The sequence below is a fragment of the Paenibacillus sp. FSL F4-0087 genome, assembly GCF_038020215.1.
Lineage (GTDB): Bacteria > Bacillota > Bacilli > Paenibacillales > Paenibacillaceae > Paenibacillus > Paenibacillus taichungensis.
Genome location: NZ_JBBODJ010000001.1, coordinates 1,270,330 through 1,284,803 on the forward strand (window position 1 = coordinate 1,270,330; position 14,474 = coordinate 1,284,803).

The 14,474-nt window shown below is 47.8% G+C and carries 10 protein-coding genes; 3 read left to right on the forward strand and 7 right to left on the reverse strand.

Translation table 11 applies throughout. The features are described from left to right. Window positions 1-193 precede the first annotated feature (193 nt). From MHB84_RS06225 to MHB84_RS06240, 4 genes are all read right to left on the reverse strand, one after another. Window positions 194-544, reverse strand: coding sequence for a type II toxin-antitoxin system PemK/MazF family toxin (locus MHB84_RS06225; RefSeq protein ID WP_024630714.1), 351 nt, complete (start codon window positions 542-544; stop codon window positions 194-196). Between the two features lie 3 nt (window positions 545-547). Continuing rightward, window positions 548-829, reverse strand: a complete 282-nt coding sequence (locus MHB84_RS06230; RefSeq protein WP_024630715.1) for a CopG family ribbon-helix-helix protein — start codon at window positions 827-829, stop codon at window positions 548-550. Between the two features lie 261 nt (window positions 830-1,090). Continuing rightward, window positions 1,091-2,278: an alanine racemase gene (alr, locus tag MHB84_RS06235; RefSeq protein ID WP_076291559.1), complete on the reverse strand. Its 1,188-nt coding sequence runs from the start codon at window positions 2,276-2,278 to the stop codon at window positions 1,091-1,093. Between the two features lie 456 nt (window positions 2,279-2,734). Continuing rightward, window positions 2,735-3,937: an outer membrane lipoprotein-sorting protein gene (locus MHB84_RS06240; protein WP_076291558.1), complete on the reverse strand. Its 1,203-nt coding sequence runs from the start codon at window positions 3,935-3,937 to the stop codon at window positions 2,735-2,737. Window positions 3,938-4,232: 295 nt separating this feature from the next. On the opposite strand from MHB84_RS06240, the gene MHB84_RS06245 reads away from it, so the two are divergent. After that, window positions 4,233-5,726 carry a serine hydrolase gene (locus tag MHB84_RS06245; protein WP_076291557.1) on the forward strand — a complete coding sequence of 498 codons (1,494 nt, stop codon included), beginning with the start codon at window positions 4,233-4,235 and terminating at the stop codon, window positions 5,724-5,726. 43 nt (window positions 5,727-5,769) lie between these two features. Here the strand turns inward: MHB84_RS06245 and MHB84_RS06250 are convergent, their stop codons facing one another. Beyond that, window positions 5,770-7,599, reverse strand: coding sequence for an ABC transporter substrate-binding protein (locus MHB84_RS06250; protein ID WP_076291556.1), 1,830 nt, complete (start codon window positions 7,597-7,599; stop codon window positions 5,770-5,772). Window positions 7,600-7,740: 141 nt separating this feature from the next. On the opposite strand from MHB84_RS06250, the gene MHB84_RS06255 reads away from it, so the two are divergent. Both MHB84_RS06255 and MHB84_RS06260 read left to right on the forward strand, forming a co-directional pair. After that, window positions 7,741-8,991 carry an MDR family MFS transporter gene (locus MHB84_RS06255; RefSeq protein ID WP_076291555.1) on the forward strand — a complete coding sequence of 417 codons (1,251 nt, stop codon included), beginning with the start codon at window positions 7,741-7,743 and terminating at the stop codon, window positions 8,989-8,991. Between the two features lie 157 nt (window positions 8,992-9,148). Further along, window positions 9,149-11,323: a serine hydrolase gene (locus tag MHB84_RS06260; RefSeq protein WP_076291554.1), complete on the forward strand. Its 2,175-nt coding sequence runs from the start codon at window positions 9,149-9,151 to the stop codon at window positions 11,321-11,323. A gap of 156 nt (window positions 11,324-11,479) precedes the next feature. On the opposite strand, the gene MHB84_RS06265 is transcribed toward MHB84_RS06260, so the two are convergent. Further along, the gene (locus MHB84_RS06265; RefSeq protein ID WP_076291553.1) at window positions 11,480-12,544 is read right to left on the reverse strand and encodes a hypothetical protein; all 1,065 of its coding nucleotides are present in this window, start codon (window positions 12,542-12,544) and stop codon (window positions 11,480-11,482) included. Further along, the gene (locus MHB84_RS06270) at window positions 12,544-14,379 is read right to left on the reverse strand and encodes an HSP90 family protein (protein WP_076291552.1); all 1,836 of its coding nucleotides are present in this window, start codon (window positions 14,377-14,379) and stop codon (window positions 12,544-12,546) included. Before MHB84_RS06270 ends, MHB84_RS06265 begins: the two co-directional genes overlap by 1 nt. Window positions 14,380-14,474: the final 95 nt, after the last annotated feature.

Genomic DNA, 14,474 nt, shown 5'->3' on the forward strand with positions numbered 1-14,474 from the left:
TTTCTCAGGTATCATTATAACGAAAAGCTTCAAAATGTTCTACGCTTTCATGAAGCTTTAATCAAAAGAGCGTACCCCGGCCGATAGGCTGTTGTACGCTCTTCTGATTGCTGTCTGAAATTGTGTGTTCCTGTAAGGAACATCCATTGTCTACGGATGGCACGGCAGAACAAAGAAACAACTGCCTGCTGCCTTAAAAATCGATTAAACCTAGGCTGATCTGTAAGGCTTCGTTGACCAGTTTCATGGTCTCCTCGTCCAGATGGGTAATCTTGTCGGTCAGCCTCTGCTTATCAATCGTCCGTATTTGTTCGAGCAAAATAACCGAGTCCCGGTCAAAGCCGTGTGCCGCCGCATCAATCTCCACATGCGTCGGCAGCTTTGCCTTTTGGATCTGGGCGGTGATCGCCGCCACAATACAAGTAGGACTAAACCGGTTGCCGATGTCATTCTGGATGACCAGAACCGGCCTGACTCCACCTTGCTCGGAACCGACAACGGGAGAAAGATCCGCAAAAAAAACGTCACCGCGTTTTACGATCAATGTCTACACCCCGCTAACTAAGCGGTCCAGAGTGCTGTCCGCATCTTCCTCCGCGTGAAAGGCCTCGGATGCCATGGTGAGGTTAATCTTCGCCATCTCCATGTACCCTCGCTGCATCGATTCACGGATGTAACGTTTCTTACGCTCCGTCAAATACAGCTTCATGGCCTGCCTAATCAATTCGCTGCGGTTGGAATTCTCCAGCGCTACGATGCCATCCACTTCTTGCAAAAGATAATCAGGCAAACTGATCATGATCCGCTTGGTGTTCTGCAAGTTGGCCACCTTTCTTCCACCCCCACAAACCTTTCGCCATTGTGAACCAGTATTACGTTTTTCCAGAACTTTTATACAAAGGAATATATATGCCCCGAGTATATCAAGTATGCTGTACTCCATTATAAACACGGGGAACAATATTCGTACAGACCAAACATCTCTTTTCAGGATTTTTCATCCCAGTCATCATTCATAATTCGAGATGCTCCGACAGTTTTCCTTCTGTTCTGAAAAAAAGTTTATTGGAAATAGCGTCCAGTCGAGCTATCAGGATGTCAAAAGAGGGTTGATTCTGGCGACTACTGCTCCATTACGGGTATAAACCCGCGGGATTCGGTGCGCCATCATGCAGACCACTTCGTAGGGAATCGTACCGAGTTGAGATGCCACCTCGTCTGCAGTTATGACTGCACCCGATTGGTGACCGATGAGAACAACCTCTTCGCCGGCTTGAATTTCTTCTGCTTCTGCTGCAAAAGATTGTAGCGACACCATACACTGATCCATGCAGATCGTACCGACGACGGGAACGCGGCGGCCGCGCACAAGTACTTGTGCTTTACCTGACAGCATTCTTGAAAATCCGTCTGCATAGCCGATAGGCAGGGTCGCTATTCGTTCGTTCCCTTGTGTTACATAACGGGTTCCGTAGCTGACACCCCAGTGAGGTGGCAGCGTTTTGACCAGAACCGCCTTCGTCTTCAGTGTCAATACCGGGGACAGCTTCACTACCTGATGATTCACCTCTCCCGAAGGATACAATCCGTACAGACTAATGCCCACACGTACCATATTGTAGGACAACTCCGGCGTATCAATGGTAGCGGCGCTGTTCGCCGTATGTATAATCGGGATGACACATCCCTGATCCCGCAGCGCATCAACCACGCCTTGGAACCGTCGATACTGCTCCAGTGTATAGGTCTTGTCTTTTTCATCCGCCTTGGCAAAATGGGTAAACATGCCTTCAAGCATAACCTGCTTCAGATGGGCTACTTCCTGAATGAATGCAAGCGCCTCATCGCCAGGCAACAGCCCAAGTCTGCCCATGCCGCTGTCGATTTTGATGTGAACCTTGAGCTTACGAGAGGATGTGCCCGTCTCCAGATGTCGAATGGCTTCGAGTACTTCCTTACTGAACAGCGTAATGGTTACATCATGTTTCCAGGCTTCAGCGATGCCTTCTGGCGGCGTGTAGCCCAATACCAGAATCGGAAGGGTAATCCCGTGTTGTCGCAATTCAAGCGCTTCGTCAAGAAAAGCTACACTTAAGTAATCCACGCCAACTCGTTCCAGTTCTCTGGCCATCTCCACTGCTCCATGTCCATAGGCGTTTGCCTTCACACAAGCGAGCAGTTTCTTGCCTTGCGGCAATGTTTCACGGAAAGCGTCCACGTTGTTGCACAAATGATCCAAATTGATTTCCGCTTGGGTCGGCCGATATTGTTCTTGCACGTTAAGTCACCTTCTCTAATCATCTTAATCCGGCTCACGTCAGACTCCATCGTAATGCTCAAGCATGTGACTGTCAAATGAACGGAAGATCTGCAGTCCAAAACACATACAGGAGCACTATCTGAAGTCGGGAGCAAAATCGGAATAAGACCCATAAGCCAGACCATGAATGAGATATTCATCTCTCCATAACGTAACTTATCTGCTTATATCGTATTATTTACCCGGTTCCTCCCGCGTAGAAGCGTGTTTTGCATTATTGAGTGCACCGGACCTAATCCTTGCTTATCTTACGCAGGGTCATGGGCTGTTGATACACACAGGCTCAACCGAAATCAAATCCTGTGAATCACGGCTATAAAACAGGAAAGATGACCTCTATATGCAGCAAAGCACCGGAGAATATCTCCGATGCTTCTTAGCATTCCTTATGTTAGGACGACTATACTTTGCAAATCATTTCCCTGACTCTTCCTGCATTGAAGTCGCAATCTGTATCATCTCGTTATCTGGCAAATCTGCGCTTGTAATTCGGTACTCCACTCCGTCTGACATCCATGTGAGTGTCTGCAACGCATCTCCACTTATCATTCCGAGGGTAAATCCAAGATCCAGAACACGCGATGGGGCAAGCGATACGGCTCTGTCCTGCGGCCGCGCCTCAAAGATCGTGTAATTATATGTTCCTTCGTAGCGAAGCATAACCGAATAATCTCCTGATCCTTCCACGATCTGATCGTCTTTCAGCTTAACGCCTTCCGGTGCATAGGTCGGCTGAATAACTCCGAAGCTATCCGAACCTTCCGGCTCGGCCGATGTAGGTTCTTCGGTTCCTTGCCCGCTGGCCGGATCTTCTGAACCTTGCTGCTCGGCGTTATCACTCACACCCGTCTGTCCGTCACTAACGGTTCCGCTCGGATTCGATGCAGAACCTTCCTCTGTTCCAGCTTGAGGATTGGTAGTCTCTTTACCATCCCCAGCAGGAGCCGCGCCTGAGTCAGTACCAGCCTTGCCACCATTTTCTGAAGCAGCAGTCATATTGCGCTGCATGTCAAACGCGTCTTTCTCAAATTCAGTACCAAATTTGAAGCTATCAAACTTCACATCGACCACCACATTGGCATTCGAGTCGGATACTTCTACCTGTTTTGGAGCGTAATCACTTTTGTTTAACCATATTTTCTGTCTGACCAATGCATGTGTATTGTAGTTGGCAGCTACATCGAATACATAGCTTTCCTTCTCATCGGCAAACTGGCGGGTCGAATCACCTGTTATGCTGCGGATCAGCGTCTCGTAGAGGTAAACCTGGCCTTGGTTATCCGGCCAGTTACTCTGGAAACGGAAGCTTTTGTTCTGACTTGGTGTCAGGACAAATACGCCCTCATCATTGCGCAGTACAATTTGTGTTACATCCTTTTTGGCATTCGTTAATGCGATACGATAATACGAAGGCTTTTGATGCCATACCTCGACCTTATACTGCTGCGGCGTATCTCCGGTATGCAGCGTCATAACGCCTGCCCCCTGATAACTTTCCATTTCTCCTACGACTTCGTTCAGATCTTTGACCACGGCTGCCGCATCCTTCTTCCCGCAGGCGGCAAGTAAGGTCGATAAGACCAATACCATGGCAAGCATCCATGATATTCGGCGCATGACATCATCCCCTTTAGCACATGTTTTCACTTCAGGATTGTGCGTACAGCAGAACCCCTACTTGATTAGTACATGTTATGAGGGACTTGTTCGATATATGCGGACTAGTTTGACAAGCATTGCATCATCCAATGCTGTGATACCCTATCTGGTAACAAAATCAGTCTCGGGTAGGATGTAAAATCCAACCAGATTCTTCATAGTAAATACAGATAACAACCAAACCCATGTAATTACATAACACTAATATGTAGCTAATTTGATGTACAACTCTATTTTAAATTGGAGGAAAATAATGAACACAACCTACCTTCACTCATTGCTGAATGGATTGGATGATTTTGTGGAAGAGCAGCTTCAACGTTGGAAAGGAGTAGGTGTGGCTGTAGCGGTTATCCACAAGGATGAAGTCATTTTGCAAAAAGGATACGGTTATCGCGATTTGGAGTCCAAACTTGAAGTTACACCCCGTACCCTATTCGCGATCGGTTCAAGTACCAAGGCCTTCACAGCATCAACCGCCGCCCTTCTCGTCGATCAAGACATTCTGAAGTGGGACACGCCTGTCAGAACGTATTTGAAAGACTTCAAAATGTTCGATCCGGTAGCTACAGAACGACTCACCATCCGAGATATGCTCTGTCATCGCTCCGGACTTCCAAGGCACGAGATGGTGTGGTACAACTCATCAAGGAGCAGAGAAGAACTTGTAAACGCGCTTCAGTATCTGGAGCCTAATGAAGACTTTCGGAACAAGTGGCAATATCAGAATTTGATGTATATGGCTGCTGGTTATCTGGTAGGTCAACTCAAAGGAACTTCATGGGAGAATGTTGTCCAGGAGTCCCTGTTTAACCCACTTGGTATGAATTCAAGTGTCTTCTCTGTCGATGAGATGCAGAATCAATCTGACTTCGCCTTCCCTTATATGGATCAAAACGGTGAGAATACACGGATACCTTTTCGGAAAATAGATGCCGTAGGGCCTGCTGGCTCCATTAACAGCAATCTGGTCGATATGATCGCCTGGGTGCAATTTCAATTGAATCAAGGGCAACAGGGTGGGAAACAGCTGATTTCCAAAGAACAGTTGGCTATTACACACAGCCCGCAAATGGCTAGTGATTCACCATTCTACTGCAAAGAGTTGCCTGTTAGCACGTATGGTGTGGGCTGGATGATTGATTCTTATCGCGGACACGCCATGATTCATCACGGTGGGGCAATTGATGGATTCGCTTCTCAGGTCGCCTTTTTACCGGAGGAACAGATCGGTGTTGTAGTCCTTTGCAATACCCATGGGAGTATTCTTCCCTACACGATTTCTTTTAACGTTATTGATCGTTTGCTTGAATTGGAACCTGTAGATTGGAGCGAGAGATTAGCCAAATTAATGACTGGAGAATCAACCGATTCCGAAGCAGCAACAAACACCATAGAAACACCAACTACTCCAGAAACCTCTGTTGAGGAAAAACCAGTGGATACTCAGGTTCATCCCCATGATCGTCCTATCCATGCGTATGCGGGAAGTTATACCCATCCAGGTTACGGCGAAATCGTTATTCAACAGTCGAATGATGGGTTACAGGCCACATTGAATGCTATTGAAATGCCTATGGAATACACTGGAAAAGATACGTTTTCCGTAGAGCTTGTCCTGTTTGGCTTGAAAATCACTTTTACGTTTAAGACGGATGAAGAGGACACCATAAGCTCTCTCTCCATTCCGCTGCTGCTGGAACCTGGCACGAGTCCAATTGAATTTATAAAGACACCTTCAGTATAAAAACATCCTCCACCGGCCTATCCCATTGTAGTAACTACACTTTTTACCACAGTGGGATATACGCCGGATAACTCGCAGTATCTTCTTCTGTATTTGGACTTCTCTTCACCCACAATCGACGCAGATCAGGCATACCGTATGCTACGACACGATAATCCTGAAGCGAAACGTGGTGTGCATGTTCTTCCCTAAAGCTGTATGTAGGCAGGAGCAGCGCCTCTTGAATGAGTCGCTCCTCCAAACTCATAAGCGTACGAAATCGCTCAGCACTATCCTGAATCATAACGACGTGTCTGCATTCACGTTCCAGCTCGCTTTTTCGCTCGTCATCCAGTGCCATGAGGAACAGCGTATTATGGAACGTATACATCGTTAGTAGACTCAGCGTCACATGCTCATCGAACACTTCACCCGTATAAATCACATCATAAGAGGCGAATTCATCATGGTATACGGCATCTACCGGATTACCTGGCGTAACACTCACTTTCAGTCCAATAAGCGCACAACGCTGTGCGAACCAGGCCATGTCCGTCTCCATTTTCTCGCCTTCCTCTACCCACACATTCACGATCTGGCCTGCGTAACAGCTGCGTTGTAACAACTCTGAAGCTCTTACGAGAGAAGAGTCAGCTGAGAGGGCTGTTGTTTTCGATCCAATCCGTTCAAGCATCTGCTTTTCCTTGGACTTGTCCCGAACCAAGCTATATGCAGCCTGTACACCTGTGTGTGCCAATGCCCCCATCATCTCCTGTGGATCCATTAGTTGCTGAACAGCCTGACGAAAGTATAAATCCTGCTGTGGGCCTTCTTTTCGCATATTAAAAGTCATAAACACACCGCCCTGAACCTCATGTTGAATCAAGCGAGCCTGTCCGTCTGGAAACAAGTCCTGTTTGATCGCCGACTCCACTCGACCCGTCTGGGGAAGCTGCCATATTTCAACCCGATCAATAAACGCCCGCCCCCTGAAATAGGAAGGGAACACCTCCAGCACAAGCAGCTTGGGATGATTACGTGTCAATCGGTACGGCCCGGTACCAATCGGATACATCGGGTCAAACTCCACATCACGGGGCAAGATGGATGCATTCATACTGCTCATCAGATCCGGGAACATAAAGTTGGGAAACCGCAATACAAAACGCACCGTTAGCTCGTCGAACGTTTCTATGTGATGAATGGAACCAAACAGTGACTTGCAAGGGTTCACCTGATCGGAAATAATTCGTTCAAATGTATATCTTACGTCCTCTGCATCAAGCATCCTTCCATGGTGAAAGAGTATGCCTTTGTGCAAATAAAAGGTCCACTCTGTTCCCTCAGGGTTGCTCTCCCATGCAACCGCAAGACTCGGTTCACAGACTTGGCGTTCAGCGTTGTACTGCACCAAGCGATCAAATACCTGCGCAACAATTCCAACTTCTCCCCACATGTAAGCCCGGGTCGGGTCCAATGTCTCAAAAGCCGTCTCCTGAGGAATTCGCAGTGTATCAACTCTTCCCTGAGTGCCGTGATCGGAACGCAGACCGAACTGGCCTTGCAACCCTTGCATCAATATTTCTCGCATCGAGAACGGCATTGCCGAAGCCAGCGCATAGGCCTCTTCCAACCTGTTGCTTTGCAACAGGCGGTCGAATCGTTCCTGAACAGCCTGTAACAGAGGATGGCAAAAAACGAGCACTGATGTCTTCCCTCTGCCGCGCTGTGGGCTCCATCTGATCCAGTCATGATCCATAAATTTGTTCATAATCAGATTCATATTGCGCATCGTACAACATAAATGATTAGCCAACTCACCAATTGTTGTATGTATTTCTTCCTCTTCGTCTACATTCGAAAAGGCCATGCGAAGCTGAATATAATGATCCATGACCTCCACAACTATCCCTGCCTTTCATTCCCCTACGTAAAATACGAAATTGACTCCTACGCTTCTACAGTTTTTCTTCAGGTTTTCCTCCATTATACTCAGGTACATCGACAACACCAGCGGGAAGGAAGAGAACTGCACATGAAATATACTGATTTGCATCGCAACATCAAGATTCGTATCATTACTGATTTTTTTACGGATCTAACTCAGAAATCCATTATTCCTTTTATGGCGATTTATCTGAGTGTCCAGATTGGTGCAGGCTGGGCAGGTATGCTGTTAACCGTTAATATTGTGGCCTCCATGATCGTTGGCTTGGGTGCAGGATACTGGTCTGACCGAGTCGGACGCAAGAAACTGATGGTCATCGCCCAAATATTGCAGGTATTCGCCCTGTTCTGGCTGGCTGCCGCCAACTCCCCGTGGATGGACTCCGTTCCTTTAACTTGTGTCATGTTTCTGCTTAGCAGCATCAGTTCTGGCATTACTGGGCCCATTGCCAATGCCATGATTGTAGACGTGAGTAGTGAGCATGAACGTCAGTATGTGTATGGGCTGCAATATTGGACCACCAACGTTGCCATTACGATTGGAGCGCTCATGGGCGGGTTATTGTTCGAGTCCTTCCGCTTCATTTTGTTCAGTTTGGTATGCATGGAGAGCCTGGTTACACTATTTATTCTGTTGTTATATATTCATGAAACAATGGATAATAGACACTCCAATCAGCTTGATGTCCCGATTAATAGGAATATACTGAAAACGTATGGCGGTGTATTTAGGGACAAACGATTTATGGTGTTTTTCACCGCAACAGTGCTGGCTGTCTCGTTGGAATTCCAAATGGATAAATACATCGCCGTTCGTCTGAAAAGTGAATTCAACGCCCAACTGTTCCATTGGGATATCTCAGGTCTGCAGATGTTCAGTCTGATCATGGCGATTAACACTGTACTCGTCGTAATCATGGCCATTCCTTTCTCCAAATGGCTGGGGCGGTTCCAGTCCAGATTTATTATGACTGTCGGCATGTGTATGTACACTACTGGATTTGGCGTGCTCGCATTCAGCAATTGGGCCTGGCTGCTTATCACATCCGCTGTACTGCTAACCATCGGTGAGCTCATGTATGCGCCTGTTCGTCATGTTATGCTTGCTGGCATGATTCCTGAATCTGACCGTGCTGCCTATATGGCTGCTGACGGAATGAGTTATAATGCAGCCGCTCTGCTGGGTAGTCTTGGGCTGACGATTGGGGCCTTCCTGCCTTCTTATGCAATGGCTGGTCTGTATATATTGATGGGCATCGGCGCTCTCGTATTTTTCCGGCAGTCGCTTCGCCCGTCAACGGGTCAAAGAGAACCACAACCATGCGCAGACGCCTCCTAAATATTCGGCTCCTCTATTCTGTATTTTGCTCCTGATCGTTGTGAGTTCTATTGAGGAATGGATATCACAATCTACTATCTTGAAACCTATTGGTCCAATAATCAGTAATAAACAGGAGAGTTCCTTTTACAAAATTTTCTTTTGAAGGAGTGTTTACATGCATTTATCCAATCGAAGCACCCGCTTCAGGCTCACCTCCATAACAGGGGCGTTCATGGCGTTGGTCCTGTCCCTCAGTCTATGGGCACCCGCCGTGCAGGCGGAGACCACACCTGCTGCGGTCAATGAAAAAGGAAAAGTGACAGCGCTGACAACAGATTCTGCGACAGCCTTTCTGGATACATTTTTTGATTCCGCCGAAGCGAAAGCCCAATATGTTGGTGCTTCCGTAGTCGTTGTCAAAGATGGAAAAGTCGTGGCAGAGAAAGGGTATGGATTTTCCGATCTGGAGAGCAAAGAGCCCGTTGATCCGAAAAATACCACTTTTCGTATCGCTTCGGTCTCCAAAACATTCACATCAGCCGCTGTCATGCAGCTCGTAGAGCAAGGTAAGGTGGATTTAAAGGCTGATTTCCAGACCTATGTGAAAGGACTGGAATTCGATAATCCTTTTGACAAACCTGTAACGGTAGAGAATCTGCTCACACACACCACCGGATTCGAGATTCGCGACCCACAGCAGGAAGACATCCATGATGACTTTGACAAAAGTGTATCGATGGAGGATTATGCCAAGTTACATATGCCTCCTGTCGTCAGAGAACCTGGTAGCGCCTACATGTACGACAACTTCTCCTTCCTGCTGCTTGGCATGATTGTGGAGAATGTGAGCGGCGAGCCATTTGAATCGTATATGCAGCAGCATATCTTCAAACCTCTCGGTATGGATAACAGCAGTTTCTTGCTGAACGGCAAGTTCAAAAACCAACTTGCAACAGCCTATGATGCGGCCCATAATCCACTCGACCTGTACACCCTTTCCCCAACACCTATGCCTCAAGGCGGCATGCTCTCAACGGCAGAGGATATTGGGGATTTCATGATTGCTTTCCTGAATGATGGCGTGAAGGATAACGAACGTATTTGGAAAGAATCTACGGTAAAAAGGATGGAACAATATCGTTCTTCCATTCATCCGCTGCTCCCCAATACCACTTATGGATTTGAAGCTGCTTTTCAGCTTCCGGGTGCAGGCAGCAGTTCCAAAATTATCACCAAGGCTGGTGACCTAATCGGATTTAGCTCTTATCTATTCCTTATTCCCGAGCAAAACACAGGTGTCTTCCTTACTTACAACCAAACGGGAGCACTTCGTAATCTCTTCTATCCTGCCTTTATCCAAACGTTCTTCCCGCAATATGCGGAGCCCATCAAGTTCAAGGACTATACACCTCAAACTGCGGATGAGCTGCAACGCTTCGCTGGGCTATACGCGGATCTGCGACTGAGCACCATTGTTAGTTCCCTGAAAGATGACGGCAAAGAACCTGGACAATTGAGCATTTCCGACGTCTTCCTTGGCCCACGTACCCTGATTCAGGTTGAAGATCATCTCTTCAAGGACGAATTAACAGGCCAGTTCACGGCGTTCAAGGAAAATGCTGATGGAACCATCTATATGAAAGAACCTTATCTCAACCCAATGGGTTATGAGAAAAAAGGGCAGAAACCCCAAGGCTTCCGGGATGTCCAGGCGAATAGTCCTTATGCTGAAGCCATCTATGGTTTGCAATCCCTTGGATACTATACCAATGATGCAAGTGAAGCTTTTCAACCCAAAAATGCCGTTACACGGGCTGAATTCATTGAGGATGTCCTTAAAATGAGCGGGCTGAAAGCCAGCAAAACGACGCCACCTACGGATACCGACTGGGCAACTCACCCTGCTGCCGGTTACATTCAGCTAGGTTATGAATCCGGCATGATCGCGGGTGCCGATGAGAAACAGTTCAAACCAGATCAGGTCATCACACGTCAGGAAGCCATGGTGATGATTTGGAGAACTCTCCAGCTGCAATATCCAAATGAACTGTTCGAGGATGTGAAGCTGGCAGGGCAGACAGATGCCTGGGCTGTGCCTGCGATCCAGATGATGGTTAAGCTAGGCATCCACGGTCCTGAAGTGAAGGTGCTGGAGGATGGATCAGTCGATTTCCTCTCACGCAAACCACTGATTCGCCAGGAAGAAGCAGCGATTATGTACCAGCTGTTTACACAGCCAACCGACAAGATCGTAGCTGACCTTATGACAAAGCAGCAGCCATCGGAAACTTCCTCAGATGAGGAACCTGCCGAAGATACAACCGCGCCTGCAACCGTAACTCCTGAATAACCGGAGCACCAACCTTATATTCACGGTATAGAAAACGATAAACAGGCTTGTTCAAAGGAGGATAATCCTCCTTCTGAACAAGCCTGTTTTGGCTAGCGTGGTGACCTTCTGGTGTACCATTTGATGGTGCGATGATACTTAAGAGGTCTTCTCAAGTTATGAATTAAATACCTCGCTCAACATGGAAGAGACATGTTGATTGCCATTCCGCTGGTCATATTTGTCTGCGGCCGCTTTGGCATATGCCGCAAAATAGTCGACCAGTTTACGCAAATCTCCTGGATCTCCTTCATAAGGGAATGAAGCAGGAAGCCGCAATCGGTATCCTGGAGATTCATCAGCCCAGCGGCGCAACAATTGTGCTGCTCTGGCATAGAACATCATTTTGGCAAACGGATCTTCATGGTCCATCGCAAGCACTATGTTTTCTTCCAGAACATCGATGCCCTTCGCCGGGTTCGTGCGTGCAAGATAATCCATCTGCTCAGCAAAGCTCTGCACAAAATCATTATGTCCTTTGATCATGCGATAGCCTTTCGCCTGATGTTTGTCAGCTTCATCAATCCTGCCAAGCCGGTATAGTGGCATCAAAATCTCTGATAAGGTCAGGTGCGGAATTTCGGCACAACTCATTCGCCCTTTCAAAATGGGCTTCGCCGCTTCCAATACCTTCTCATCATCACCTACCAATAACCAGTAACGCATGATCTCGTCCTGCTCACAGGCTTCACAATCACTCATAAAGTCACGATCCATACTTCTGAACTTCGTATAGCTGGTACCTGCCTCCTCCAGCTCGCCAAGATCCATAGATATGCGGAATCGATAATACCAATACGAACGTTCACTGTACCCAAATGATTTGAAGCGACGTCCAAAGTCCTCCAGCAGCTCCATCATTTTATCGCGAGACACTTCCGGGAAGCTGGATAGTTCACCCAAAATCCATTTATATGACCACATTAACGTTTCTTCGTCATATCTCTCTGGCTGTTGATCGAACTTCCCCAGTTGCCAGGAAAAAGCAATCAGTGCTTTCATCGGATAACCGCAAAATGTCGCGGTCTCCACAATCTCTGAACGTGCTTCGTATGCTTCCTCCTCCATGCCATTCACATCAGCGACTCTTGCCGCTTCCTCCAGCATGCCAAGCTTCGCTGTTCCATTAGGCAGGCCATAGGCCTCATCCATCAGATCCTCAAAATCCATTTCGGTCTTCATCAGGCATCCCCCTTACGATCTGTATTCGCACGCAAACCCCAATCAATAAAACGAACGATGCCCTGATTCAGCACCTCAAGCTCCTGCCGATTCATCGCATAATGCCCCATCATTAGTGCATTGACATACAACATCTCGATGGCAATCGGAGTCATTTGGACATCCGGTGAAGTCAGGACCCGCTGAATAATTGGATTGTTGATGTTCAGGTACAGGGTCGAATAACCTGCGGAACTAATGCCGGATGACAATGATCCAAGGACAGAAGAGAATAATTCTGTACTCTCCTCACTTGCTTTTTCCAATGCACGCAGCGTGGAAGACTCCTGCGAGAGTGTGAACAGCACCGGCAAATCAGCTGGCTTGAAGCCCTTGACCTCTGCACGGCAGCGGAAACGTTGCAAAGCAGAATCAGCAAGGCGCAAGGCATCATAATACTGATTCCGTTCAGCTGGTGGCACATCGGTGAAACTCATGGATACCTCATCCGGCTGCAACCGCTGCGTCTGTACATGCTGCACCACTTGTGGCAGCATTGCCATCAAATCGCTGTCGTAGATGTATCCACCGTTAATGACCAACATCGATTGGGCTGACGCGACATGATGAATTTGACGATACTCATCCACCGTGGTAGTGAAGTACAACGTCTCTCCCTCGCTCATCAACTCGCCCAGTTCCCGATGACCACGTGTACTTTCAAATGGAAGCCAGCGGTGAATCATCGCGTAGAACTCCTGATCCTGCACAGCCAGTGCTTTCATCGACAACGCATGCAGACGAATCAGCTTTTGCAGCCGTTCCGTCTGGCTCTCAGCCATGTCGGCCAACCCTTTACGAAGGGCATCGCCAAGTTCGGAGCGAACCTCTTCCAGCTTTTCATTTTCATAAAAATGTTCCCGTGAAGCCGTTGGTTGAAGCTCGTCTGTCCAGATTAGGCATTTCACGAAGAAGGCCCATTCCGGCAAAATATTCTCCGCCTTCTCCGAGATCAGCATTCGCTTCAGGTACACCCGGTGAGAACGCTTGGCATTCAGATTGACAGCATGGGGCAGTACAAAAGCTATACCTCCTGTACGGCCTGAAGCCGTCGTCAGTGGAATGAAATCCTGAAACTTCTCCCCAAGCAATCGTTCACCAAAAGCCAGCACTTCCGCTCTGCGTCCACGTGCAAGCTCAGGCTCCATCAACCAGATCGGTGACTCGCTATTGACGTTATGTTGAACACCGTCACTATGCAGAATGACTGGATAAGGCAGCAACGCTCCATAATAGAACAAGGCTTCTTTCACATATTCCGGTTCAAAATAATGTGCTGCGTCCGGTGTACAACGCAGATATACTTTCGTTCCCGGAGACAACTGCGTCTCCAATTGCCGAATCGTATACGTTCCATCGGGCTTACCCCGCCACTCCATCGAAGGTCCACCCTTCGCGGATTGCGTCAGCATGACGATTTCATGACTCACCATGAAACAGGACAATAATCCGATTCCGAATCGCCCGATAAACGAAGTCTCTCCATCCAGCAAGGCCTGCTGCCCACGCTTCGAGGATTGACCTATCATCGCGAGAAACTCATGGATATCGGCTTCCGTCAAGCCAATGCCGTTGTCCTCCACCATCATGGTCAACTGCTCGCCTGTTCCTGTCAGTTCCACACGTACTTCACCCTGGAATCCCGGTTCCGCTTCTGTTCGAGCTGTAATGGCATCAGTCGCATTTTGCATTAATTCACGTAAAAATACTTTCGGGCTGCTGTATAGATGGTTCGATAAAATCTGGATCATACCGCTCAGGTTCACCTGGAAGCGATACTCATTGGATGCTGTCATTCCGCTCACCTTCCTCTGGTCCAAACCCATCTGATGTTTCCTACTTGGAAGTGTTCATACGATGTGTTAGACGAAATAGTTATGTAATCACAAGA